General features: G+C 31.3%; 26 protein-coding genes. 4 read left to right on the top strand and 22 right to left on the bottom strand.

Annotation, left to right across the window (positions count from 1 at the left end; all coding sequences use genetic code 11):
- Nucleotides 1-23: 23 nt before the first annotated feature.
- From CPJCM30710_RS02030 to CPJCM30710_RS01970, 14 genes are read right to left on the bottom strand one after another with little or no spacing between them, the layout of a single operon-like run.
- Nucleotides 24-779: an energy-coupling factor ABC transporter ATP-binding protein gene (locus CPJCM30710_RS02030; protein WP_212902498.1), complete on the bottom strand. Its 756-nt coding sequence runs from the start codon at nucleotides 777-779 to the stop codon at nucleotides 24-26.
- A 4-nt stretch (nucleotides 780-783) separates the two neighbouring features.
- Nucleotides 784-1,731, bottom strand: a complete 948-nt coding sequence (gene cbiQ, locus CPJCM30710_RS02025) for a cobalt ECF transporter T component CbiQ (RefSeq protein ID WP_212902497.1) — start codon at nucleotides 1,729-1,731, stop codon at nucleotides 784-786.
- Nucleotides 1,732-1,740: 9 nt separating this feature from the next.
- The gene (locus CPJCM30710_RS17750) at nucleotides 1,741-2,058 is read right to left on the bottom strand and encodes a PDGLE domain-containing protein (RefSeq protein WP_246503430.1); all 318 of its coding nucleotides are present in this window, start codon (nucleotides 2,056-2,058) and stop codon (nucleotides 1,741-1,743) included.
- A gap of 33 nt (nucleotides 2,059-2,091) precedes the next feature.
- Nucleotides 2,092-2,772 carry a cobalt transporter CbiM gene (cbiM, locus tag CPJCM30710_RS02020; RefSeq protein WP_246503429.1) on the bottom strand — a complete coding sequence of 227 codons (681 nt, stop codon included), beginning with the start codon at nucleotides 2,770-2,772 and terminating at the stop codon, nucleotides 2,092-2,094.
- Complete coding sequence (gene hypD, locus CPJCM30710_RS02015) at nucleotides 2,772-3,869, bottom strand: hydrogenase formation protein HypD (protein ID WP_212902496.1); 1,098 nt, start codon at nucleotides 3,867-3,869, stop codon at nucleotides 2,772-2,774. The genes cbiM and hypD overlap by 1 nt, the downstream gene beginning before the upstream one ends.
- A gap of 18 nt (nucleotides 3,870-3,887) precedes the next feature.
- A complete protein-coding gene (locus CPJCM30710_RS02010; RefSeq protein WP_212902495.1) occupies nucleotides 3,888-4,106 on the bottom strand; it encodes a HypC/HybG/HupF family hydrogenase formation chaperone in 219 nt (72 codons plus the stop codon).
- 3 nt (nucleotides 4,107-4,109) lie between these two features.
- Entirely contained in the window at nucleotides 4,110-6,380 is a 2,271-nt protein-coding gene (gene hypF, locus CPJCM30710_RS02005) for a carbamoyltransferase HypF (protein ID WP_212902494.1), read from the bottom strand.
- Nucleotides 6,346-7,110 (bottom strand): twin-arginine translocase subunit TatC, encoded by a 765-nt coding sequence (gene tatC / locus CPJCM30710_RS02000; protein WP_212902493.1) that lies wholly within the window; start codon nucleotides 7,108-7,110, stop codon nucleotides 6,346-6,348. Before tatC ends, hypF begins: the two co-directional genes overlap by 35 nt.
- A 24-nt stretch (nucleotides 7,111-7,134) precedes the next feature.
- The gene (locus CPJCM30710_RS01995; protein ID WP_281413942.1) at nucleotides 7,135-7,308 is read right to left on the bottom strand and encodes a Sec-independent protein translocase subunit TatA/TatB; all 174 of its coding nucleotides are present in this window, start codon (nucleotides 7,306-7,308) and stop codon (nucleotides 7,135-7,137) included.
- Nucleotides 7,309-7,310: 2 nt separating this feature from the next.
- Complete coding sequence (hypB, locus tag CPJCM30710_RS01990; protein WP_212902492.1) at nucleotides 7,311-7,973, bottom strand: hydrogenase nickel incorporation protein HypB; 663 nt, start codon at nucleotides 7,971-7,973, stop codon at nucleotides 7,311-7,313.
- A gap of 1 nt (nucleotide 7,974) precedes the next feature.
- On the bottom strand, nucleotides 7,975-8,316 hold the full coding sequence (hypA, locus tag CPJCM30710_RS01985) for a hydrogenase maturation nickel metallochaperone HypA (RefSeq protein ID WP_212902491.1): 342 nt from the start codon (nucleotides 8,314-8,316) through the stop codon (nucleotides 7,975-7,977).
- The gene (locus CPJCM30710_RS01980) at nucleotides 8,309-8,779 is read right to left on the bottom strand and encodes a hydrogenase maturation protease (protein ID WP_212902490.1); all 471 of its coding nucleotides are present in this window, start codon (nucleotides 8,777-8,779) and stop codon (nucleotides 8,309-8,311) included. The genes hypA and CPJCM30710_RS01980 overlap by 8 nt, the downstream gene beginning before the upstream one ends.
- Nucleotides 8,779-10,215, bottom strand: a complete 1,437-nt coding sequence (locus CPJCM30710_RS01975; protein WP_212902489.1) for a nickel-dependent hydrogenase large subunit — start codon at nucleotides 10,213-10,215, stop codon at nucleotides 8,779-8,781. Before CPJCM30710_RS01975 ends, CPJCM30710_RS01980 begins: the two co-directional genes overlap by 1 nt.
- An 18-nt stretch (nucleotides 10,216-10,233) precedes the next feature.
- Nucleotides 10,234-11,136 (bottom strand): hydrogenase small subunit, encoded by a 903-nt coding sequence (locus CPJCM30710_RS01970; RefSeq protein WP_212902488.1) that lies wholly within the window; start codon nucleotides 11,134-11,136, stop codon nucleotides 10,234-10,236.
- A gap of 364 nt (nucleotides 11,137-11,500) precedes the next feature.
- Here CPJCM30710_RS01970 and CPJCM30710_RS01965 point away from each other — a divergent pair, with 364 nt between their 5' ends.
- Entirely contained in the window at nucleotides 11,501-11,950 is a 450-nt protein-coding gene (locus CPJCM30710_RS01965; RefSeq protein WP_212902487.1) for a YsnF/AvaK domain-containing protein, read from the top strand.
- 171 nt (nucleotides 11,951-12,121) lie between these two features.
- Nucleotides 12,122-12,820, top strand: coding sequence for a YsnF/AvaK domain-containing protein (locus tag CPJCM30710_RS01960; protein ID WP_246503428.1), 699 nt, complete (start codon nucleotides 12,122-12,124; stop codon nucleotides 12,818-12,820).
- A 230-nt stretch (nucleotides 12,821-13,050) separates the two neighbouring features.
- On the opposite strand, the gene CPJCM30710_RS01950 is transcribed toward CPJCM30710_RS01960, so the two are convergent.
- Entirely contained in the window at nucleotides 13,051-14,202 is a 1,152-nt protein-coding gene (locus CPJCM30710_RS01950) for an MFS transporter (RefSeq protein WP_212902485.1), read from the bottom strand.
- Between the two features lie 858 nt (nucleotides 14,203-15,060).
- Nucleotides 15,061-16,695 (bottom strand): nitrite/sulfite reductase, encoded by a 1,635-nt coding sequence (locus CPJCM30710_RS01945; protein WP_246503427.1) that lies wholly within the window; start codon nucleotides 16,693-16,695, stop codon nucleotides 15,061-15,063.
- A 438-nt stretch (nucleotides 16,696-17,133) separates the two neighbouring features.
- Between CPJCM30710_RS01945 and zupT the strand changes: the two genes are divergently transcribed.
- Together zupT and CPJCM30710_RS01935 are read left to right on the top strand one after the other, a co-directional pair.
- Nucleotides 17,134-17,910 carry a zinc transporter ZupT gene (gene zupT, locus CPJCM30710_RS01940; protein WP_212902484.1) on the top strand — a complete coding sequence of 259 codons (777 nt, stop codon included), beginning with the start codon at nucleotides 17,134-17,136 and terminating at the stop codon, nucleotides 17,908-17,910.
- A 105-nt stretch (nucleotides 17,911-18,015) separates the two neighbouring features.
- Nucleotides 18,016-18,624 carry a DUF3267 domain-containing protein gene (locus tag CPJCM30710_RS01935; RefSeq protein ID WP_212902483.1) on the top strand — a complete coding sequence of 203 codons (609 nt, stop codon included), beginning with the start codon at nucleotides 18,016-18,018 and terminating at the stop codon, nucleotides 18,622-18,624.
- Between the two features lie 419 nt (nucleotides 18,625-19,043).
- Here CPJCM30710_RS01935 and CPJCM30710_RS01930 read toward each other — a convergent pair whose 3' ends face one another.
- The 6 genes from CPJCM30710_RS01930 to CPJCM30710_RS01905 all read right to left on the bottom strand — a co-directional run bounded on the left by CPJCM30710_RS01930 (nucleotide 19,044) and on the right by CPJCM30710_RS01905 (nucleotide 23,967).
- Nucleotides 19,044-19,487: a hypothetical protein gene (locus tag CPJCM30710_RS01930; RefSeq protein WP_246503426.1), complete on the bottom strand. Its 444-nt coding sequence runs from the start codon at nucleotides 19,485-19,487 to the stop codon at nucleotides 19,044-19,046.
- Between the two features lie 249 nt (nucleotides 19,488-19,736).
- The gene (locus CPJCM30710_RS01925; RefSeq protein WP_212902481.1) at nucleotides 19,737-20,420 is read right to left on the bottom strand and encodes a fructose-6-phosphate aldolase; all 684 of its coding nucleotides are present in this window, start codon (nucleotides 20,418-20,420) and stop codon (nucleotides 19,737-19,739) included.
- A gap of 250 nt (nucleotides 20,421-20,670) precedes the next feature.
- Nucleotides 20,671-21,933 carry a PTS ascorbate transporter subunit IIC gene (locus CPJCM30710_RS01920; protein ID WP_212902480.1) on the bottom strand — a complete coding sequence of 421 codons (1,263 nt, stop codon included), beginning with the start codon at nucleotides 21,931-21,933 and terminating at the stop codon, nucleotides 20,671-20,673.
- A gap of 43 nt (nucleotides 21,934-21,976) precedes the next feature.
- Nucleotides 21,977-22,261: a PTS sugar transporter subunit IIB gene (locus CPJCM30710_RS01915; RefSeq protein WP_212902479.1), complete on the bottom strand. Its 285-nt coding sequence runs from the start codon at nucleotides 22,259-22,261 to the stop codon at nucleotides 21,977-21,979.
- A 123-nt stretch (nucleotides 22,262-22,384) separates the two neighbouring features.
- Nucleotides 22,385-22,828 carry a PTS sugar transporter subunit IIA gene (locus CPJCM30710_RS01910; protein WP_212902478.1) on the bottom strand — a complete coding sequence of 148 codons (444 nt, stop codon included), beginning with the start codon at nucleotides 22,826-22,828 and terminating at the stop codon, nucleotides 22,385-22,387.
- Between the two features lie 200 nt (nucleotides 22,829-23,028).
- Complete coding sequence (locus tag CPJCM30710_RS01905; RefSeq protein WP_212902477.1) at nucleotides 23,029-23,967, bottom strand: transketolase family protein; 939 nt, start codon at nucleotides 23,965-23,967, stop codon at nucleotides 23,029-23,031.

Here is a 23,967-nt window from a genome sequence, read left to right as displayed (position 1 = left end):
TCTTTCATATTAGTCATTATTTTTTAGTTATATTCGTCTATAAGATTTACCTGTAAAAGTAGTTCTCTATTCTTTAAAATTTCATCAACTGCACCATCCGCAACGATTTGGTGATCTTCATTTAAGACAATGATCCTATCTGCTATCTCATTTACTAATTTTAAATCATGAGTAGAAGTAATAATTGTTTTTCCAGCTCTATTTAGCTGAATTAATACATTTACCAACCATCTTTGTGATTTAGGATCAAGTCCATTGGTAGGTTCATCTAAAATCAATGCATCAGGATTATTAACTAATATTGATGCTAACGCTACCTTCTTCTTTTCTCCCCCACTTAATCTATAAGGTGGTCTTTCTTTGAGGTGAGATATATTAAATAATTCCATTACATCATCTACTCTCTTAAATATCTCTTCCTTTTTTAATCCTAACTGTATTGGACCAAAAGCTATTTCATCCCATACACTACTATTAAAAAGCTGTACATCAGAATTTTGAAAAACAAATCCTACTCGCCTATGATACTGTTTAGAAAAATAATCATCTTCCATATTTTCTTCTGTTATATACTCTCCAAAAGCTTTCATGGCTCCTTCTTTAGGAAAATATAAACCACTTAAAATCTTTAATAAAGTTGATTTTCCTGAACCATTAGCTCCAAGGATACATATTTTCTCTCCTCTTTTAACTTTAAAATTAATATCAATTAAAGCCGCAAACTCATCTATGTAACTATATTGTAAATGATTAAGTTCAAATATTTCGTCATTATACATAAATTCAAATCCCCTTCATAAATATGCAGATGCCTAAAAATGTTACTATACCAAATATCCAAATATAATCTAGTACTGTTAACTTCAAGATATTTATGGTTTTTACTTCTCCATTATATCCCCTACATAGCATAGCCATATAAATATCTGTACTCATATCCATACTTTTAGCAAATAATGTGCCTATAGAATTAGATATAAATTTTTTATTATTTATATAACTTACTTTACCTACAATCCTTATTTTTCTTGCTTGAAATATTTCAAGAGAACTTTTGATTAACACCATAACATACCGATATGACATATCTAACATTGTAATAAAAATTTGTGGAATCCTTATTAAGCTTAAACTTCTCATTATATTTACCCACGGAGTTGTAAAAAACAAAAGAAAACCTAGGGATGTAGAAATACTTACTCTTAAAATTAAAATAGCCATTGCAGTAAGGCCTTGTTTAGTGATTGATAAACTAGAAGGAATATTAAATCCCCATATCATTATGGTTTTTTCTAATTGGTAAATACTAAAAAGAACCTCTCCATCAATAACAATATTAAACATCGTTGGAAATGTCATTAAAAAGGTAAATAAAGCTGTTATCACTCCTATTTTTTTAATAAAATTCATCATAGGAAGTTTTGATATTACAGCTAATGCTAATGTAAATAAATATATTGCTGCTAAAACACTTACGCTTCTTACAACCGTTGTGAAAGCTATTAACAATGGAAAGGTTACAATTTTTACTCTTGGATCTAACTTTTGTAAAAATCCATTTTTTCTATGATACACATCTGCTAAGAAATCATTTTTAATGACTTCATATAGGTGTTTAAGTGTTCTAATAACAAAATTCTTTTTTATACTTTTAGTTTTCCCTTTATAACATTGGTAATTCTCTGGAGACTTTTCTAATAACCACTCAGGCATTGTAACTTCTCTACTCATAAGCCCTCTCTATTCTACTTTCAGCAATTTTCCTAATAAATTTATAAATATAATTAGTAATGCTACTCCAACTACAGCTGAAAAAATATATGCTAAAGCCTGAGCAGAAAATCCCTTTTCAGAGGTAAATATGCTGTAGTCAGGGAAAAGTGTAAATTTCCAACTCTCTGATAATTTTTGCAACCCTTTTGGTACAAATCCAGTCATTTTTATAAGTTCATCGGAGCCCCACTCCCCCCAAGCAGTCCCAGGCGCCAACATACCTAAAGGAGATAATAAAATCAATGTTCCAAGAGCAGTCCATAAATTTTTACACTTTCTTTTCATACAAATTTCCTCCTAAAACAGTTTTACTCAAATTTATACTTTTTTTATATCTATCAAATTTGGATTGCTCTTTCCTACATATAAATAAGCAAGCATTGTTATTGCTCCTTCAATAGGACCTCCAATAAGTAAATGTTCAAACATCATAACTGGTACTGAAATCCATAGTGGATATGGACTATAAAGAGGTGTACCGTCAGCGGCCTTAAATAACAATGGCTGTATTCCAAACTCTAAAGCCGTAAGTAAAGCAGCAATATTTAATCCAACATATCCTGCGACCGCTGCAGCAAGAAGGTCTCTTTTAGATAAAGACTCTGCACTACCTCTTATTAATTTATATGTGCAATAACCAGCAAAGGGCATAGCAAAAGCAATATTAAAACTATTAGCACCTATTGCCCATATTCCTCCATCACCAAATACTAGAGCTTGAATTATTAAAGCTAACGATACCCCTATACAGGCTGCCCAGGGACCTAATAACACTGCTAATAAAACAGCGCCTACAGCATGACCAGAACTTCCACCCGGAAGCGGAACGTTAAACATCATAACAGTAAAGGAAAAAGCTGCTCCAATAGAAAGAACAGGTATGTGTTTTTTCTTTAATGTAGTTTTTATCTTCTTAAGAGCCTTTCTCCATATAGAAACCATAATACCTATAAAAGGAACAGCTGTCTCCAACCCTATATATCCATCTGGAATATGCATTATAATTCCCCCTCTATACCTTTATATTTATAGTAAGCAGCACAAGTTCCCTCTTCAGAAACCATGCAAGCACCTACAGGATTCAGTGGATTACATACCTTACCAAATAGCCTACATTGAGGAGGAGTTTTTTTCCCTTTAAGAATCTCTCCACAAATACAACCTGTTTTCACTTTATTATCTGCTATTTTTATATTTAACTTCTTTTCTGCATCGAATAAACTGTATTTTTCCTTTAATCTTAAACCTGTACTCTCTACTTTACCTAAGCCACGCCATACACTATCTGTTACTTCAAATACTTTATCTATCATAGCCAAAGCCTTTGTATTTCCTTCATATTGTACAAGTCTAGTATATTGATTTTTTACTCCATACTTCTTTTCCTTAATCATTTCTATCAGCTCATGTATTCCCATTACTATATCACCAGATTCAAAACCTGCTACCACTGCTGGTACATTAAACTCAGATGCTAAGAACTCATAAGGCTTAACCCCTATAATCGTACTTACATGTCCTGGACATAGAAAGCCGTCAATCTTAAGCTCCTCATCTAAAACTAACTGCCTCATGGCTGCTGGCATTGTCTTTATAGATTGCAGTACTGAGTAATTCCTCACATTTTCTTGATAAGCTTTTTCTACACTTAATGCAATGGTAGGTGCAGTGGTTTCAAAGCCTATTCCTAAAAACACCACTTCCTTATCAATATTTTCCTTTGCAAGTTCAACAGCATCTAGCGGAGAATACACCATTTTAATATTTCTCCCTAATGCTTTTTCCTTTTGTAAAGAGCTCTTTGTACCAGGAACTCTAAGCATATCTCCAAAAGTAGCAATCATAATATCTGGTCTTTTAGCTAGTTCTATAGCTGTATCTATATACCCTTGAGATGTAACACACACTGGACATCCTGGTCCTGAAATTAATTTAATATTAGAAGGTAATAAATCCCTTATTCCACTTCTAAAGATAGACATAGTATGTGTCCCGCATACTTCCATTATTGTTATAACTTTATCTTCCTTTATAGAAAGTTTTTTTAACATCTCTTTAACTAACTCTGCATTTCTAAATTCCTTTAAATACTTCATTTTAGAACTCTCCTTAGCTTATTCACTTTCAGCTAACGCTTCAAACAATTTCAAGGTATTTTCTGCTTCTTCTTTATCTATTTTCTGCATTGCACAACCTGCATGAAGAAGCACATATTCTCCAACTTTCAGGTCTTCTACTAAATCTATATTTACTTTCTTTTTTACTCCTCCAAAATTCACTAAAGCTTCAGAACCCATAATTTCTATTACTTCTGCTGGAACTGCTACACACATCTCTTATTCCTCCCTGTTTTTATATTTATAGTTTGCAATCATCAATTGTCCTACTGCTATTCCTCCATCATTACAAGGAATCTCTCCATGGGTATATACTTCAAATCCTTCTTTCATAAGTACTTTATATAATCCTTTTAAAAGAATCTCATTTTGAAATACCCCTCCACTTAAAACTACTGAACTTATATTATATTTATTTCTAATTAATCTACATATTTCTATAGAAAAAGCCACTACAGTATTATGGAACCTCTTGGCTATAATATTCGTACTCACCTGATTTTTCATATCTTTTATAATATCTCTTATGATGAGATCTGTATTTACTATATAAACTCCATTAACCGTGTCAATGCCATAACTATATAACCTCTCATCATTTAAATCTGCTAAAATCTCTAATTCAATAGCTGCCTCTCCTTCAAAGGTAATTTTTCTTTTGAATGCTAGTAATGCAGATACAGCATCAAATAATCTTCCCATACTAGACGTCTCGGGGCAGTTCATATTGTGTTTTAACATCATAATTATGTTTTTTATATCTCTTTCAGATACATCATGTACCATATTTATATCAAACTCATCTCCATAAACATGATATATGTAACTAAGCGCCATTCTCCAAGGCTCCTTAGCCGCTGCATCTCCTCCTGGCATCTTTACATACTTTAAATGCCCCACTCTCTCGAAATTTAAATAATCACAGATCAGAAATTCTCCTCCCCAAATCTTACCATCTGTTCCATATCCCGTACCATCAAAGGCAATTCCTATTACCTTCGTGTTTATCTTATTTTCTACCATACAACTTACTACATGTGCATGATGATGCTGTACAGGAACTTTTACGCCCTCTTCTTTCTGTGCAAAATCCGTTGATAAAAAATTCGGGTGTAAATCATGAGCTATTAACTTGGGTTGAATATTGTATATATTTTTAAAATGCTTAATATTATTTTCTAAACTTTTATAAGTCTCTAAATTTTCTAAGTCTCCTATATGCTGACTTAAAAATGCAAACTGTTTCTTTGATATACAAAAACTGTTCTTTAAATTTGCTCCACAAGCTAAGGTTTCAGTTATATCTTCTACTCTTACGGCAGCTGGTGCATATCCTCTTGAACGCCTAATTACACACTCTTTCCCTAAAACAACTCTAGAAACAGAATCATCTACAGGTACATGTATTTCTCTATCATGCAGTAAAAAATAATCTACAACATCTTTTAGACTTTCTAAAGCCTCATCATTTTTATATATTATAGGCAGTCCACTTACATTGGCACTGGTCATAATTAAAACAGTTAGCTCCTCATCAAATAAAAGGTGATGGAGAGGAGTATATGGAAGCATTACTCCTAACTTATTATTATTAAAAGCTATCTTATTAGGTAATTGTTCATTTTTCTTATCTAGTAATAAAATAGGTCTTCTAATTCCAATAAGAATTCTTTCCTCTAGGTCATTTACATAACAATAGCTTCTTATTGTTTCTATGTCTTTCATCATAAGTGCAAAAGGTTTTGATGATCTTCCCTTCCTATCCCTTAATAATTGAATTACTTTTTCATTTTTTCCATCACAGATAAGATGAAATCCACCAATCCCCTTTACAGCAATGATTTTCCCTTCCTTAAGTAAAAGTCTAGCTTTCTTTATAGGTTCCGTGCTTTCTATGAAGTTTCCATATTTATCTGTTAACCAGACTTTAGGACCGCATATATTGCAAGCATTTGGTTGAGCATGAAATCGTCTATCTATAGGGCTTTCATATTCTTCACTGCAATCAGAACACATTTTAAAGACTCCCATTGTTGTCATTGAGCGGTCATAAGGTAACTTTTTTATTATAGAAAACCTCGGTCCACAACTTGTACAATTAGTAAAAGGATATTCATATCTTCTATTGTTTGAATCTGTTATCTCCTTTTCACAATCTTTACAAATTGCTACATCTGGAGAAATAAAAGTGGTACCATACGTATCTTTACAGCTTCTATCAATTATAAATTCCTTATAATATTGTAAAGATCTATCTTGTACACAAATTTCCTCTATTTTAGAAAGTATAGGAGAGTTGTTATTTAGTTCTTCTAAGAAAACATTTATCTCTCTTTCTTGTCCTTCTATATCAATACATACACCCTCAGATGTATTTTTTACCCAACCAGTAAGATTGTTTTTAATTGCTTCATTATAAACAAATGGCCTAAATCCTACTCCTTGGACTATGCCTTTAACTATTATGTATTTCCTCACTAACTTCTTCATCTTCATTTCTCCTAGAACCAGCAATTTTATGATATAAATACATTACTCCCAAGCTTATCTCAAATAATAATATAAGCGGTACTGCAACAGCTAAAAGGGTAAATGCATCTGGAGTTGGAGTCAGTACAGCGGTAATAGTTACTATAACTAATAAAGCATACTTTCTTCTCTTAGCTAACAGCTCATAATTTACAATTCCAAGTTTAGAAAGTAAAAGCATGATCATTGGTAATTCAAAAATTGCTCCTATTGCAATTGTAAGCATTATTACAAAGGTAAAATACTTTTCCGCTGAAAGCATTGGTTTCATCGATTCGTCACTAAAACTCATTAGATATTGTAATGTAGTCGGAAGTATAAATTGATAACTGAAATATATTCCACCAAAAAATAAAAGAATAATAAAAGGTAAACAAGAAAATAATAATATTTTCTCTTTTTTATAAAGAGCAGGAGACATAAACAACAAAGTTTGCAAAAACAGTACAGGAGACGCTAATACCATACCTCCTAATAAAGCTACCTTTAATTTAGTCATAAATCCTTCCATAGGAGTAATAAAAACTAGCACTACATCTCCTAAAGGTGCTTTTAGCAAAGATATAATTGTTGATGATTTTGTATAAGCTATAATGGAAAATAGAAACGCAAAAAGAATACAAATAAGTATTCTTTTTCGCAATTCATCAAGATGATCAATGATGGTCATTTCTTGATCTGCATTAGACATAATATTTCACTTCCTATTCTTAATCTAAGAATCCTTTTCTTTATTCTCGATATCATTGGTAATTTCTTTCGCAGACTTTTTAAATTCCTTAATAGATGATCCTAAAGCTCTTCCTACCTCTGGCAGTTTCTTTGGACCAAAAACAACAAGTGCTATAACAAGAATAACAATTAATTCAGGTAATCCTAAACTTGGCATTATTACATCCCCCTTCTTTCATATACCTTTGATTTAAAATATTCACACAGCTCATCTAAACCCTGTCCTGTTCTACAAGACACTTCAAAGATTTTTATATTTTCATTTAATGACTTTATATCTTTGTACAGCTCATCCATTGAAAAGTTTGTAAACTCTATTAAATCTACTTTATTTACTATAAGAACTTCAGATCTTTGAAACATAGACGGATACTTTAGGGGTTTATCATTTCCTTCCGCTATACTTAAGACTGTTACCTTCATATCTTCACTAAGGTTATAGGAAGCTGGACAAACTAAATTTCCTACATTCTCGATAATAAGAAAATCCATCCCTTCAATATCTATATGATTCATAGCTTCTTCAATCATAGAAGCATCTAAATGACATGCTCCTCCTGTATTTACTTGAATCACTTGCACTCCATGACTTTCGATTCTCTCTGCATCCTTTGTTGTATAAAGGTCTCCTTCAATTACAGTCATATTCACTTTATCTTTTAAATTTTTTATAATTTGTTCTAATACAGAAGTTTTTCCTGCTCCTGGTGATCCTAATAAATTAATTGTAAAAATTCCTTTTTCTAATAGAACTTCTTTATTTCTTAAAGCAATTTCTTCATTAGTTTGAAGTATATTCTTTTTTACTAAAATCTGTTTCATTTTACTCCCCCTCTATCTCTTGCAACAGTAATTCATATCCTGTAACAATATTGTTACTAAAAGTTTGACATTTAGGACAAATTTTATTAACAAAGGTTATCTTAAATATTTCTTCGCAATTACTACACTTTGCAGTAGCCTCTACCCTGTCTATAATTAGCTCTGCTCCCTCCGCCACTGTATCCTTTGAGAAAGCTTCAAAAGCAAATTGAAGAGCATCTTCTTGTACACAAGTGAATTCTCCAACTTTTAGAAGAATTTTGTTTACTTTTTTCATCTTATAATTTACTATATTTTCATTCACAATGTTAAAAATATCTCCCATAATAGAAACTTCATGCACTGTGCTCACCTACTTCTTTTCCTAATTCCTCTTTTATGACTTCAATAATTTTAGGTATTTGTTCTCTTAAGGTTGAGGATATATCCATATCATAAAATATTTCCTTTGGTTCTACTCCAATAATAATCACTTCTGGTGAGTATCCCATCAGTTTTACACTATTTAAAATATCTAGAACCTGTACATCGTGAAGAGAGGAATTAGCTTTTATACAACTACCTAACTCTTCAGGTGTAACTTTATAGACAGTTCCAGGGGGATGTCCCCCTTTTAGACTGTCTACTATTATTACCTTATGATTTTTTACAAATATATCTATTAAACTAAATATACAAGTTCCTCCATCAAAAATCTCTACATTCTTTTCCTGTGGTTCCTTCTGCAGCATGTTAATGACATGAATTCCTATTCCATCATCCCTAAGTAGTATATTTCCTATTCCTACAACTGCTATGTTTTTCATTACAGAACCCCATTAGGATTAGGAGTTGATACTACAAATTTTGCCTTTAGATTTTTTTCAGGGTCTATAACATGAACTGAGCATCCTGTGCATGGATCAAAGGAATGGACAATTCTTAACAACTCAATAGGTTGATTGATATCCTGTATAGTGACACCAATTAATGCCTGTTCTAAAGCGCCCATTTGACTCATATCATCTCGTGGAGAAACATTCCAACAAGTAGGAGTAAGTACTTGATAATTTGTCAATGCTTTGTTAGAGAAATTCAACCAATGTCCTAAAGCGCCTCTTGGTGCTTCCGTTAATCCAACTCCTGTACCTGAAGTAGGCAAAGGTAATTGCTTATATGGATTAGTTGAAGTAGACACTCCATCAATCCATGTTAACATCTGCTGTGCCAATTTCTTTGTTTCAAGTCCTCTAGCCATATGTCTATCCATTACAGAAATACCTCTAGTGTATTCTTTATTCATAAACATTCTTGCTAATGGGCCCACTTCAAATACTTGTCCATCATAACGTGGAGCTTTTAACCATGAATATGCTCCAGTTTTTCCGTAAGATGGTTCTGTTTTCCCAACTGATGGATGCAGATTGCCTGAAGCATCTGTATACCAGGAATATTTCGCATATTCTTTAATCTTCGTTAAATCCATTGAATAGTAACTTCCATTTATATATATCCCTGATTTAAATAAATTATTCCCATTGGTGTCAATATCAAACACCCCATAAGTTAGTAAATTTCCGCATCCTTTACCTATGTTATAATAATCACTATATTTATTAGCAATAAAATTTAAATCATTCATATATTGATTATCTATAAAAGTTGTTATTTCATTTAGATATGTCTTAAATTTATTTATATCTGTACTAGTAGGTTGTTTTGTTACACCGCCTGGCACAATAGACATAACATGAGGTATCTTCCCTGAAAAAATTGCTGTCATCTCATGGGCTTTTCTTCTTATTTCTAAAGCCTTTAAATAGTTGTCGATTAAAGCTTGGTTTTCTGCATCTGTTAATCTATAATCCCCACTATATCCCGGTGTCCAAGGACTTTTAGCTGGTCCTTTAACGTAATCTAGCAAAGCTAAATGATAAAAGTGTAAGATATGATCAGATAGATAGTTGCCACCTTGAATTAAGTTTCTAAGAAGCTTTGCATTGAAAGAAGGTGTGTATTTAAAAGAATCTTCTACAGCTTTTACTGCAGCTATACTGTGGCTTACTGGACAAAGACCACATATTCTTTGAGTTATATGTATAGAATCTCGTGGATCTCTTCCAATTAGGATTTTTTCAAACCCTCTAAACATATTTCCCGTGCTGTAAGCACTGATTACCTTATTAGTACTATCTATCTCAACCTCAATTTTTAAGTGTCCTTCTAGTCTTGTTACTGGATCTATTTTTATTTTTGTTGCCATGTTCTAATAAGCCTCCTTTTAAACAAATTTATAGATTGACTCTTTAAGAAAATCTTTACTTGAACATCCAATACAAGAATGTCCTCCGTCAATACACCAATTTACCTTGTTGTTCCATTTTCTATTTGGGCAATCATAATATGTCTGAGGCCCTTTGCACCCTAAATTTTTATAGCATTTATTAAGTTCCCCAAGTACTACGGCAGTTCCTTTTCCTCTTCTAGGACACGCACTGTGTACACTTGATTTATAGTATGGCTCAGGCCTTCCTTCTGAATCTAGTTTAGGCATACCATAAAGTAAAAGATCTATTATAGTCTTAGTTAATGTATATGGATGAACCGGACACCCTGGAAGATTAATTATTCTATTTTTCGTTTGACCATATAAAATTTGAGTATCTAATCTCATTATTCCAGTAGGATTTGGACCAGCCATTGGCACTCCCCCAAAAGAAGCACATGTTCCAGCTGCAATAACATAACTAGCTTTCGGACCTAATTCTTTGACTGCATCTAACATTGTCCAAGGAACTCCATTTTTTTCACTTAAAACACAGTACATACCATTACTTGCAGTAGGAACCGCCCCTTCAACAACTAAAATAAATTGCCCATTATATTGAGCCACCGTCTGGTCTATGGCAGATATAGCTAAATCTCCAGCCGCAGTCATAAGATTATGATGATATTTCATACTTACTTTGTTAATTAAAAAATCATCTACTGTAGTTTGTTCTACTGCATTCAGTAAAGATATAGAACACCCTGAACACCCTGAACCCTGAAGCCAAATAACTGGCGGGGTGGTTTCTGCTGCTAAAACCACACTTTCTAATCTGTTTAGATCAAATTCTGTTAATCCCAGTGCAGCAGCTGATGCTGTGCACCACTTTAAAAAACTTCTTCTTGATACTTTCATGCTTCCCCTCCTATAAATAGTGAATTTCATTCTCATTATATATAAATATCTTAATTAGTTTATTAAATATATTTATATCATGTTTAATTACCGTGTCCTTATTGATTTTAATTATCAATTTCATATAATTATTTTAACGAATCCTATTGGAATAGTCAATATTTTTTTAATTTCTCAGTTATTTAGATTAATCACTATATAAACAATTAATATGTAATTTATGAACTTTGTCAGTGAACCCATAAATTCATCTTTCATAAAATGAATTTATTAGATTTTCTTCATTACCTTTCCTGTTATAATGTATACCTGAAAAGTACACCATAAATACAAGTATAAAATTATATGATTAGAGGAGGTAACTATGAGTAGATTATTTGGAGGAATCTTTGATGATACTGATAAAAGAGAAGATAATGATGAAGGAAAGCTTCGTCTTCGCAAAGAGGAACTTGATATAACTAAAAATAAAGTGCGAACAGGTGAGGTAGAAATAAGTAAAGAGATTATAGAAGAAACAGAAACGGTTGATGTTCCTGTTACTCATGAGGAAGTTGTTATTGAAAGAAGAGCCATCCATAATGAGTCCTCCGATTCACCTATTGGTGATGAAGAAACCATTCGTATTCCTGTTAGTGAAGAAAAAGTTGAAGTAGATAAACATACCGTAATAACAGGGGAGATTTCAGCTTACAAGAGAGAAATAGAAGAAACTGAACACGTAGAAGAAACCTTAAAAAGAGAAGAAGCTCGCGTAAGTAAAACTGGTGATCCTGATATAGTTAGTGATGATACAGTTCGCTCTCTCCACTAAGTAATACTGTATAAAACGAAACCAAGAAACACCTCCCGAATCGTAAGTACGATTTGTGAGGTGTTTTTCAAAAGCACCTTAAATTATAGTTATATTACCTCATTCTTTATTACTTTGTTTAAAGTTAAAAAGATAAAACACTATGATTAAAGTAACTTTGGAGGATTAAATATGTCAAAAAAATTTATGTTTTATCAAGAAAGAACTGAGATGTCAAGAGGCGTTGCTATCGGTGCATTAGCTGGAGGAATTTTTGGAGCAGTGCTCGGTATCTTGAATGAAATAGGTACCTTAGTTATTCCCATACTTGGATTCATAATTACAGCTAGTCCCGTTAATGCAATCATAACTGGAACTGTATTAGGTATCTTTATTGGTGGCGGTATAGGGAGCCTAATAGTATTATATAATTCGCAAGCCGAAATTGCGGAATATGACTCATATGTGAATAATCACAAAAATCCAGAGCAGGTTATTAATGATATTAATACCGATGCAAAACTCCAACTTCGGAAAGAAAAGTTGGACATCGTCAAGAAGTGGATAAAAACAGGAGAAGTAGCTGTACACAAAGAAGCTTTTACAGTAGAAAAAAATATTACTGTCCCTGTGACCCGCGAAGAACTTGTAATTGAGAAAAAAGTTTTAAATACAGATTCTCCAGATCAAACGAATAACCATATTGAGACGATCCGAATACCTATTAGCGAAGAACGTATTGAGGTTACAAAGCATCCAGTAATTCTAGAAGATGTTGAAATTTATAATCATCAATTCCAAGAGATTGAGCATATTAAAGAAACCTTAAAAAAAGAAAAGCTTCATGTGAAAACTACAGGAAAATCTAAAGTTATAAATAAGAAGACTTAAATGACAATAAATAAAGAAAAGGGAGTAGTATTCTACTCCCCTGCTAATTTTGTTTTAAAATTATTGATGATTGAAAATCTGTTTTCGTATATTAATCTTTATTGTAAAAATAGTCAATAGTTTCTAAAATTTCATCTATTGTATTCATAATAAAGGGTCCATATCTTGCTATAGGTTCTTTTAACATTACTAACTAGTACTAACGTCAATGGTCATTTTTATCATATTAATTAATTCACACGTTCCGTAAAAATCCTAGGAATTTTTCTAAACTGTAAAATTCCAAAAGGAATCAATCCTATAAAAGTAAAAATGCTCAAAAACAAATATACTTTTTCAATACTAAAATGCTCGTATATATATCCACCCATAAAATTACATATCATAGAACCCACGCCAATGCTTAAAGAAGTATATATACCTAAAGCAGCTGTAGTTAATTCTTTTGGTGTATTTTCTCTAATGTATTGTGCTGCGGCAGAAAGATAAGTTCCAACAGAAGCTCCCTGCAATACGAACAAAATCAATATCAAAATAGGAGAAGGAGCAGAACTATACCAAATCCATCTTACAGCAGAAATACAAGTAGAAGCCATCAATACAGTTGTAAATCCCCATCTCTTTATAAAAAAATCACTATGTTTCATAAATGGAGCTTCACTAGCTGCAAATAGCAAAAAAGCAATTCCTATTCCCGCAAGATTTCCTCCTAAATCTTCATATAACAATCCAAAATATGCATTATTTGAACTGATGGGCCCAAAGGTAAAAAAGCAACCTATGAGAAAAAGTATATAATTAGGATTCTTAAAAAGTTGTTTTATACCATGAATTTGTCTGTGCTCCACTTTATGATGATTAATTTTTATACTCTTTATAAAAATTAAAGAGAGGAAATAAGAGATTCCATAAATATAAAATATAAAATACAGTTTAAAATATTGTGCCACCATTCCTGAAACAAAAACTGCCATTGCAAAACCAATAGACCCCCATTGTCGTATTGATCCATAGTTTATGCCAGAGTGCAGTGCCATGGAATCCGCCAAGGGACCTACCGCACTTTGAAATATATATAAGAAGATAAAAACTATAACTAAACCTAAATAACTTTTTATAGAAGACACTAAAATTCCAAGTAAAGCAGAAGCAATTATAGTGTTCATAAGAATTAATTTCAATTTTTGAGTTCTATCAGAAAGTATCCCCCAAAATGGTTGAAAAAAAATAGATAGAAATGAATTCATGGCCATAATTAAACCAATTTGTACACCATTTAAACCGCTCTGCTTAAGATATTGAGATAAAAGAGGAAAAAAGGCTCCCATTGCAAAATATATGAAATAAAATGACCCTAAATATTTTTTATATGTTTCCTTCATGATATTCATACCTCGTTTTCTATACCGATACTTCTAGGAAATATCAGTTTTATAATGTTAGAATGAGTACACAGTTGAGTTATTTATTAAAAATATCTAAATCCGCAGCTTTCGCATTTGATTCTAATTGCTCTACACTTTTGCATCCTGGAATCAAACTAGTCACAGCTATAGTTTGCCTTACCTAATATTTAATCTACTTCTGACAGAGTAAAGTTCTTTCCCTACTCTCCACCGAATTGCCATGTTCCTACACCAATTACAGATAAGTTTAACTCTGTTTTTCCAAGCTTACGATATTTCATTATCTTATATCGTTATCAAAAATCATAAAACCCTATAAAAGTCTATTAATCAGTACATCAACACACCCGAATTCATTTAAAGTTTTTCCACCAATGAATTTACCTATTCTGCATTAGCAAATATTTTAGCTACTCCTTTTCCTAATGCCTTTATTCCAATAATTATCATATATTTCACCCCAATTAATAGTAAAACATAAATGGATGCCAAATTCAATATAATGGGATTGATTCCTACATCTATTATATTGACTTAAGTGTATATTTCATCGATTTAATGCTTAATCTAATTTTTTCTATTTTTTTCACATACGAAAGGACTTGCATATAGCAATTATGCAAGTCCTTTCATGTATAATAAATAAAAATTAAACGAATTATTTAAATTAAATCTCAAAATCAAACCATCTAAAATAAGTTACCTATTAAGAAGAGTAATAAATTTAATGGTAATATTACCCTAAATAGATTAAATTACGTTCTTAAGCTGCCTAAGGGGTACGTTTTACTTCTCTACAATATATTCAAGTTTTTACCAACTTTTATTTTAGACCTAAAGCCCTTCTTTGCAACTAAAATCAGAATATAAACCAGGGTTTTCACTAAAACTTTCTAATGAGGAATACTTACTAACTAATTCCTTTACTTCTCTTTCTTTATTTTCTATAAATTCTACAAAGTCTATATAGCCTGAGTTTACTTTTAAATCAGCTAGCTCTATAAGGAATTTAGGTATTTTTTTTGCAGGTATATCTCCATAAACCTCTCCAAATCTTGCTACATTTGACCCTAATCTTCCATTGAAAGATATACCATATACAGGAATCACTCCATCATCTGTACGCTTTTTCTTTCCAGTAAGTCCTATAACTCCTCTTTGATGTTGTCCACATGAATTATGGCATCCTGATATAAACATTCTTGGCAATGCACTCTTTATTTCAACTGATGCATTCTTAAAAGCTTCAACTATACCAATTAAAAGCCCCTGAGAATCATTAATACCAAAATTACAAATTGTTGGTCCTGCACAGGTTATAGAATTATATATATTAAATACAGATGAAAACTTAGATGTTATATCTATTAGATTCTGTACATCTTTCTCTTTTAAGTCTCTTACAAAGAAACCTTGAGTTAGAGTTAATCTTATAGATGTTTCATAGTTTAAACTTGTTAGGAAATCTAATACCTTATCTAAATTATCAGTACTCATACTTCCATTTTGTGGATGAATATATACAGAGTAATATCCTGCTTGCTTTTGTGAGAATATTAGATTTTCATACTTCTTGTCCCATTGTGATTTATTATCTTCTACAGTATTCTGTGTCTTCTCTTCTTTTGAATCTATATTAAGCTTTAAGTCTTTTTCAGCTCTTAATTTATCAAGTTCATTTCTAAATAGTTGGATAAACCCTTCTTCTCCTAATCTCTTTACAACAAATCTTAATCTAGCTTTGTGCCTATTAGTTCTATCGCCTTCTCTTTCAAAAACTTGCTTCATTGCTTGTACATAATATAATGCATCTGCATCTTCTATGAAGTCTTCAAGTTTTAATGATACTGCAGCACCACCGCCAAGTCCACCGCCGGCATAAACTTCGAAGCCTTTTTTACCATCTACTATTTTTGCTACAAAACCTATATCTGCTATAGTAGCATTAGCTGTATCTTCTGGACTATTTGAAAAAGATACTTTATATTTTCTTGGCAACCTAAGGTTTGCAGGATCTTTCATCATATAGTTTGCAACTTCTTTCATATATGGAGTAACATCAAAAACCTCATCCTGTGCTACTCCTGAAAGGGGAGAACATGCAACGTTTCTTACACTGTCTCCACCAGCACCTTTTGTAGTTAATCCAGCCTTCACCAACTCTTCTAACACACTATCTAAATAATCGATTTTTACTGAATGAAATTGAATGTCTTGTCTTGTTGTAAAGCGTATCTTGCTTTCAGCATATTTTTTAGCTATATCACTTATCACTTTTAACTGATCTAATTTTACAACTCCACCCGGAATCCTAGGTCTTACCATATAAGTATCTTTTAATCCTTCTTTATAAATTCCCATAAAGGCACTGAAGGATTTAAAATTATCTAACTTACCTTCTTTATATTGTTGAAGATTACTTTTATATTCTTCTACACTTTTTAATATTTCTTCTGTAATTTTTATCATAATATCTCCTTTTAAATAAATAATTTTAATTTTTCAAACTGTACTATCACTAGCTTACGCACTAAACGATCGCCCTTGCTGTTTAAATCAATGCTACTGTCGCACTTTTAACAATATAGGTGATATTAACAAATCCTTATATTCAAATAGGAATTCATTATATATTTATAATATTATATTATAATTTAGATATCAAGAAATAAAATGTTCTGCTTCTTTAAGAACAAAAATTTTGCAATAAAAATCTTCACTGATTAGGTCTATTTAATACTTTGTAATAGCCGGCCACAGCTTCTTTCTTATCTCCTGAAACAACTATGTTTAAAAATAATATTGGCATAGAATTTTTAAGAATACAATAAATTTAATATTAGTTAATTTAAATTAGTTTTTACATCTATTTCTTTATTATTAAATATTACTGGAGAGGTAAATATTATGTTTGAAAATCGATCTGTTATACCCTTACTTTTATCTTCCATTGCAGGAATGTCCACAGTTTTGGGTGCATTTATTATTTTCTTTTCTAAATCACAAAATAAAAAACTTATAACTTTTGCTTTAGCATTTTCTGCAGGAGTTATGATAACAGTTTCTTTCACAGATCTCTTTGTATCTGCTGAGGAAATCTTAAGTAAATATCATGGAAATATTAACGGTGTACTCTACACCCTATTATTCCTTATTATAGGAGCACTAATGGCTATGCTTATAGATGAGTTTATACCTGAGGCTCCTCGTAAAGTTCCTAGTGAGAAGGCTGGAAAATTATATAGAATTGGATTTGTTTCTATGATAGCACTTATGATACACAATTTTCCTGAAGGAATTGCCACCTTTGTTTCTAGTTATGATAATATTACTTTAGGAAGTACTATAACATTAGCAATTGCTTTGCATAACATCCCTGAGGGCATTTCAATTGCTATGCCAATATATTATTCTACTGGTAGTAAAGCTAAAGCCTTCAAATATACCTTTATCTCAGGACTTGCAGAACCAGTGGGAGCTTTACTCGCCTTTTTATTTTTAAGACCTTTTATAAATGACATTATTTTATCTGTTATTTTTGCTACACTAACTGGAATTATGCTATATATTTCCTTTGCAGAGCTAATACCTACCTCAAGGCAATATGGGTATGATAAGGTTTATCTATTTTCAATCTTTTTAGGAATATGCATCATACCTTTAAGTCATGTTCTTATGGGTTAAAAGTAACTTAGTCACACTTTTAACCCATTTCATTAATATAGTTTTATAATGAAATAAAAGCACAATTGTAAGATATGGTGTTAATACAAAAATGGAGGTATTATTTTGAGAATACGAAATAAGATTCCTAAATGTAATAAAGAAAAAAATGCTCTATTATTAGGGGATGGTTGGATTTTAATAAAAGAACCTAAGAATATCATCCAGTCAATTATATTTTCAATCCCACTTATGATTTTCTTAGGATTTATATCTATATATATAATCAATTTGTTTTCGCCAATAACTTTGGCAGATTTCGGAGTTCAGCAACATAATTTTTCTATGACAATTAACGTTGTAGATATATTCATTATCATTATCTTTATTTATATTCATGAAATTATTCATTTGATTTTTGTACCAAACTTTTTAAATTCAGATAATACCTTTTTAGGACTAACGTGGTTTGGAGGTTATGCATATACAGAAGAAATCATAACAAAGGAGCGATATATATTCATTGCAGCTATGCCTTTCCTATTAATTTCAGTGGGAAGTATTTTAATTTTGGGGCCAATAGGGTATTTAACTCCTATATTGAAGTTTATTTGTATAATTAATGCAGTAGCAAGTTCAGTTGATTTTTTAAATATTATATTAATTTCTATACAAGTACCTAATAAAAGTAAAATTGTTATGAATGGAGAGTTATCCTATTATAAAACCACTTAATTTATTTATTCTTAAAATGTGAATTAAGGGAAGCCCAAATCGGGTTTCCCTAAAAAATAGTCATATATCAACATAGTCTAATTTTAAATTTATTATGTATACTCTACAAATTATTACTTTGATAATAATTTGTTAACTAATACTTTATTACTTTCTATACACTTACCACAAAACAATCTCCAGCTGTAAAAGTAAATTAAAATAACAGCAAATAAAAGTCTATATCTTAAATATTAGATATAGACTTTTATTTACATTATTAATAAATTTGTAAGTATATTTTAATGTGGGGTAATTGGGAAATTTTATCTTCTATCAATGCAATCAGTTGTTTAATATTTCATATACCTAACCACTGCTGACAGAAACTATAGCGAACCGCCAACAAAACACTGTAGCAGGACAAACATCCATTTCTCTTAATCTTCTATTGGCTTAAGATCTTTTATAGACATGAAGATGAAAGGAATAGGAAGTCCAAATATACTTAAAACAGTAAATAGTGTAGCCTGATCTGGCTTATACATCTTATAAATCTTGTTTAATGCAAACAGCATAAGAATATAGTTAGCTAGCGATAGTAAACTGCCTATAATTGGAGTCTTATTCAACACTATAACTAGTAGACTTGCAGCTGGAAGTACTAATTCTATATTTGGTATCTCATAGCTTCCAATCTTTAATGATTTAATTAACTTACCTAAAATGTACAATTGTAGTATAGGAATCCAAGCCATCCATGGATTTTCCAAACCTGCATCCATAGCCATCTTATAGAAGGCATAAGCAAAAATTATATAAAAAACAATACCTATTAATATGAAAACAAATACTAATAATCCGAAAATAGCCAAAGCCTCCATTAATAACATCCCCTTTATTTATTTTATAATTATATATATTCTATAAATCTATAAAATATATATAAAATTTAACATATCTTATACTATATTAAAATTTCCAATGCAGTTATACTTTCTCTCTTATTTCAATTGAACTTTTACTCTTTTCATAATAAATTTTTTAAGGGGCTGACTGAAAATAGAAATTCTTCCTTTCTATTTTGAGACACCCCCTGATTTCTATATACTTTATAATTAATCTATAAATTACTAAACTTCACTTATTATAGTGTTTGAACTTTGTCCATAAACTTTTTTCCAATCCTTAATAAATTCATTTACGCTCCAATCAGTAAGTGGATGCTCTAACATTTTGTCCATTATTTCCGGATTAACAGTTATTGAGTGTACTCCAATCTTTGAAACCTCATGAACCTGCTGAACATTTTTAAAGGATGCTGCTAGTACCTTAGTATCTAGATTATATACTTTTATTTGATCGATTATGTTTTTTACAACTTCTACTCCATTACCACTTATGTTATCTATTCTATTAACATAAGGAGCAACAAAATCTGCCCCACTTACTCCTGCCATTAATGCCTGTTGGGCTGTAAAAATGGCCGTTGCAGTTATTTTAAAATCTTGTTTTTTCAAAATCTTAATAGCTTTAATTCCTTGCTGAGTTACTGGAACTTTAACATATATGTTTTTACCTATTTTTTCTTTGAGATACTTTGCTTCCTCTATCATTTCTTCAGCTGTTGTTCCTAGTACTTGTGCGTGAAGCATAATATCTTCACCTATTATATTTCTAATATCCTGTAATATCTCTATAAAACCTTTATTTTCTTTTGAAATAATTGTTGGATTTGTTGTAACTCCGCTTAAAGGATATAAGTCATATGCCTTTTTTATAGCCGCCAAATTAGCTGTATCTAACATATATATCATTATTCATTCCTCCATTTCATATATATAATATTTTTAATTGTTGATATTAAATTTAATCTTTCTTATATATAAAAAATCTCATGTTACATACTCTTTATAGTAGTTTATTTTATATAAATAGAGGCTGCAAATTCACTTAAATCTGCAACCTCTATTTAATATTATTTCGCAAAATTAAATGTGATTTAACTCATTAGTTTCATGGTTAACCACTTTTATTAGTTATTTTAAATTCTTATTTAAGAATAGCTTAATGTATAAAAAGTTTTAAGAAGTTACCAAGAATAATACCCACAACACCGAAATCAGCATCGCTGAAAGTTGTATTTGCAAATCCTAGGTTTCCAAGTGTAGGAAGTAATAATACAGGTAAGAAGGTGATTAATAATCCTTGAGTAAAGGCACCTATTACAGCACCTCTTCTTCCACCAGTAGCGTTACCAAATACACCTGATGTAGCTCCACAGAAAAAGTGTGGTACAACACCTGGAAGAATAACTGGAGCTTTTAAAGCTATAAGTATAAACATACCAACTATCCCTCCAACAAAGCTGCTTAAGAAACCTATTAACACAGCATTTGGTGCATATGGATATACCACTGGACAGTCAAGAGCTGGTTTAGCATTTGGTACAATTCTAGATGCAATCCCTTTAAACGCTGGTACAATTTCTCCTAGGATTAATCTAACACCTGCAAGTATTACATAAACACCAGCAGCAAAGGTTATAGCTTGGATAATTGCAAAGACTAAGAAGTTTTGACCACCACTTATTTCATTCTCAATATATGCTGGACCAGCAGCTACAGCAACTATAATGTAAAGTATAGCCATTGTTAAGCTTATAGCCACAGAAGTATCTCTTAAGAATGTCAACCCTTGTGGAAAATTCATTTCCTCTGTTGATTTTGAGTTTTTACCAACTAACTTACCAATTCCAGCTGATAATATATAACCTACAGTACCAAAATGAGCAAATGCAATATCATCTTGCCCTGTAATTCTTCTCATTGTTGGTTGAGCTAAAGCAGGAAAGACAGCCATAACAAAGCCTAATAATACCGAACCAACAACAACTAAAATAGTTCCATTTAATCCACCTGCTATTAGTATAGCAGCAATCATACATGCCATATAAAGAGTATGATGTCCTGTTAAGAAAATATATTTAAGATTTGTCAGTCTAGCAATTAAAATATTCATTAACATACCAAAGGCCATTATAAGAGCAGTTTGAGTTCCATATGTCTTAAGAGCTAATGCAACTATGGCTTCATTATTTGGAACTATACCCTGAATATTGAAGCCCTGTTGAAACATACTACCAAAGTATTGAAGGGACCCTACGAGGATTCCTGCACCTCCACTAAGTACTAGGAATCCCATAATTGACTTTACCGTTCCTTTTATTGTTTCTGATTTAGGTTTATTCTGGGCTATGAGTCCTAAAAAAGCAACAAAACCTACTAATATAGCTGGAGTACTTAAAATATCCAACAAAAACTTTAACATATTAATTCTCCCCCCATCGAAAGTATGATAAATGATGAAAGCGTTAAATAATACCTAACTCTTTTAAAGTAGCAGAAACTTTTTCTTTTAATTCATTCATATCTAGCATATTATTCAATGATACAACTGCCTTTCCTAAACCTTGTAACTGTGAAGCAATATCTCTTGTTCCTACATAAATATCTGCTGGTGTTCCTTTTGCAGATCCTAAATCTGAATGATCAACCTCAATATTTGATACATTAAGTTCTTTTAGTACTTTTTGAATATTCATCTCAATCATAAAACTACTTCCAAGTCCACTACCACAACAAACTAACATTTTCATAATTAAAACCTCCAAAATATTAAATTTTTATTTAAAATATTTGCGTAATTAAACAGAATATAAAGATAGTTATTAAAATCTTAGGATATTTCTATAATCACTTAAAAGTGAAAACTATCATTTTTAATACTTATTTATTACATCAAGAATTTTTTGCTTAGAAGAAGCTTTGAGTATAGTAGTAAGATCCTTTGCATTCATAAATAAATCCATTAAGTCTTTAAGTGCTGCAATGTGAGAGTTACTGTCTATGGCTGCTAAAGTAATAATCAATTCTACTGGATCATTACATTCACTGCCAAATTCAATTGGTTTCTCCAAAGTAACTAAACTCATTGATAAAGTTTTCACCGAATTTTCTGGTCTTGCATGAGAAAGTACTATACCAGGAGCTATAACCATATATGGTCCTAATTCAGCAAAATTTTTAAAGATTGCATCTTCGTAAGCTTGAGTTATTATATTCTTATTTATTAATAAGGAAGTTCCTGCTTTAATAGCATCCTCCCAATTCCTACAATGTACTTTTACGCCTATTGTATCTTCAACTATCAATGATTTCAGCATATATACCACCTCTCTTTCAACCTTTATTTGCTGCCATTTCACGAAGTGAAATCTGACTAAAACTAAGTAATTCCTATGCCTTCCTGTTTAGCTTTATTTCTTGTAATCTTTTGTATTTCAATTTAATTATACTCTGGAAGAAAAATGATTAATATGAGTTATACAGCCTTTTCTGTTCCAATGTATTCGGAAATTTTGAACTATTTAAGTTCTAAGACTTCCTTAACTGCAGAAACAATATATTCCTTTGTCATCTCATACTTATTCATCAGGAATGGTAGCTTGCCCACTTCACCAAAGTGATCTTTTATACCAATAGCTTTTATAGGCACAGGACATTCATCACTAAGAACTTCACAAACTGCACTATACAAACCACCTATAATATTATGGTTTTCACAAGTAACCACAGAGCCAGTTTTTTTTGCAGAACTTATAATACATTCTCTATCAATTGGTTTAATAGTGTGTATGTTAATAACCTCAGCATTAATATTTTCTTCAGCTAAAATTTTTGAGGCTTCTAGTGCTTCATTAACCATAATACCTGAAGCTATAATGGTTACATCAGAACCCTCTTTTAAAAGATCACCTTTGAATAGATCAAATTGATAATTATCATCAAATACTGGTGGAGTATCCTTTCTAACCATTCTAATATAAACTACTCCATTATAATCTGCTATAACAGGAAGAGCCTTTAATAACTGCATTGAATCTACAGCCTCATAGATAACTATATTAGGTATACTTCTTAAAACACCAATATCTTCTACACTCATGTGAGTTCCACCATTTAGTTGAGAAGAAATACCTGAATCAGTAGCTATAATTTTAACATTTTGCTTGGCATAAAGCATGGATATAGCTATCTGGTCACATATTCTTCTTGAAGCAAAAGCAGTAAATGTAGATATAAAGGGTTTAAGCCCATATGCTGACATTCCTGCTGCTACTGAAGCCATATTTTGCTCTGATATACCTATATCTAAAGCTCTATCAGGAAATTTCTTTCTTAAAGAAAGTGTACCATTGGCAGAAGCTAAATCTGCATCTATTAATATTATTTTCTTATCTTTTTCCATAAGATCTTCGAGAGTTTTAGATAATACTTCTCTCATCTCTAATGTACTTACCAT

This window comes from Clostridium polyendosporum, from assembly GCF_018332455.1.
Lineage (GTDB): Bacteria > Bacillota > Clostridia > Clostridiales > Clostridiaceae > Clostridium_AY > Clostridium_AY polyendosporum.
The sequence above is the reverse complement of the archived record's forward strand: the minus strand, read 5'-3'. Positions and strand labels throughout refer to the sequence as shown.

Bases quoted from the DNA above. Each gene is read 5' to 3' on its own strand.
- CPJCM30710_RS02030 (WP_212902498.1), bottom strand. From the start codon at position 779: ATGTATAATGACGAAATATTTGAACTTAATCATTTACAATATAGTTAC.
- cbiQ (WP_212902497.1), bottom strand. From the start codon at position 1,731: ATGAGTAGAGAAGTTACAATGCCTGAGTGGTTATTAGAAAAGTCTCCA.
- CPJCM30710_RS17750 (WP_246503430.1), bottom strand. From the start codon at position 2,058: ATGAAAAGAAAGTGTAAAAATTTATGGACTGCTCTTGGAACATTGATT.
- cbiM (WP_246503429.1), bottom strand. From the start codon at position 2,772: ATGCATATTCCAGATGGATATATAGGGTTGGAGACAGCTGTTCCTTTT.
- hypD (WP_212902496.1), bottom strand. From the start codon at position 3,869: ATGAAGTATTTAAAGGAATTTAGAAATGCAGAGTTAGTTAAAGAGATG.
- CPJCM30710_RS02010 (WP_212902495.1), bottom strand. From the start codon at position 4,106: ATGTGTGTAGCAGTTCCAGCAGAAGTAATAGAAATTATGGGTTCTGAA.
- hypF (WP_212902494.1), bottom strand. From the start codon at position 6,380: ATGAAGAAGTTAGTGAGGAAATACATAATAGTTAAAGGCATAGTCCAA.
- tatC (WP_212902493.1), bottom strand. From the start codon at position 7,110: ATGTCTAATGCAGATCAAGAAATGACCATCATTGATCATCTTGATGAA.
- CPJCM30710_RS01995 (WP_281413942.1), bottom strand. From the start codon at position 7,308: ATGCCAAGTTTAGGATTACCTGAATTAATTGTTATTCTTGTTATAGCA.
- hypB (WP_212902492.1), bottom strand. From the start codon at position 7,973: ATGAAACAGATTTTAGTAAAAAAGAATATACTTCAAACTAATGAAGAA.
- CPJCM30710_RS01980 (WP_212902490.1), bottom strand. From the start codon at position 8,779: ATGAAAAACATAGCAGTTGTAGGAATAGGAAATATACTACTTAGGGAT.
- CPJCM30710_RS01975 (WP_212902489.1), bottom strand. From the start codon at position 10,215: ATGGCAACAAAAATAAAAATAGATCCAGTAACAAGACTAGAAGGACAC.
- CPJCM30710_RS01970 (WP_212902488.1), bottom strand. From the start codon at position 11,136: ATGAAAGTATCAAGAAGAAGTTTTTTAAAGTGGTGCACAGCATCAGCT.
- CPJCM30710_RS01965 (WP_212902487.1), top strand. From the start codon at position 11,501: ATGAGTAGATTATTTGGAGGAATCTTTGATGATACTGATAAAAGAGAA.
- CPJCM30710_RS01960 (WP_246503428.1), top strand. From the start codon at position 12,122: ATGTCAAAAAAATTTATGTTTTATCAAGAAAGAACTGAGATGTCAAGA.
- CPJCM30710_RS01950 (WP_212902485.1), bottom strand. From the start codon at position 14,202: ATGAAGGAAACATATAAAAAATATTTAGGGTCATTTTATTTCATATAT.
- CPJCM30710_RS01945 (WP_246503427.1), bottom strand. From the start codon at position 16,695: ATGATAAAAATTACAGAAGAAATATTAAAAAGTGTAGAAGAATATAAA.
- zupT (WP_212902484.1), top strand. From the start codon at position 17,134: ATGTTTGAAAATCGATCTGTTATACCCTTACTTTTATCTTCCATTGCA.
- CPJCM30710_RS01930 (WP_246503426.1), bottom strand. From the start codon at position 19,487: ATGGAGGCTTTGGCTATTTTCGGATTATTAGTATTTGTTTTCATATTA.
- CPJCM30710_RS01925 (WP_212902481.1), bottom strand. From the start codon at position 20,420: ATGATATATATGTTAGATACAGCTAATTTGGCGGCTATAAAAAAGGCA.
- CPJCM30710_RS01920 (WP_212902480.1), bottom strand. From the start codon at position 21,933: ATGTTAAAGTTTTTGTTGGATATTTTAAGTACTCCAGCTATATTAGTA.
- CPJCM30710_RS01915 (WP_212902479.1), bottom strand. From the start codon at position 22,261: ATGAAAATGTTAGTTTGTTGTGGTAGTGGACTTGGAAGTAGTTTTATG.
- CPJCM30710_RS01910 (WP_212902478.1), bottom strand. From the start codon at position 22,828: ATGCTGAAATCATTGATAGTTGAAGATACAATAGGCGTAAAAGTACAT.
- CPJCM30710_RS01905 (WP_212902477.1), bottom strand. From the start codon at position 23,967: ATGGTAAGTACATTAGAGATGAGAGAAGTATTATCTAAAACTCTCGAA.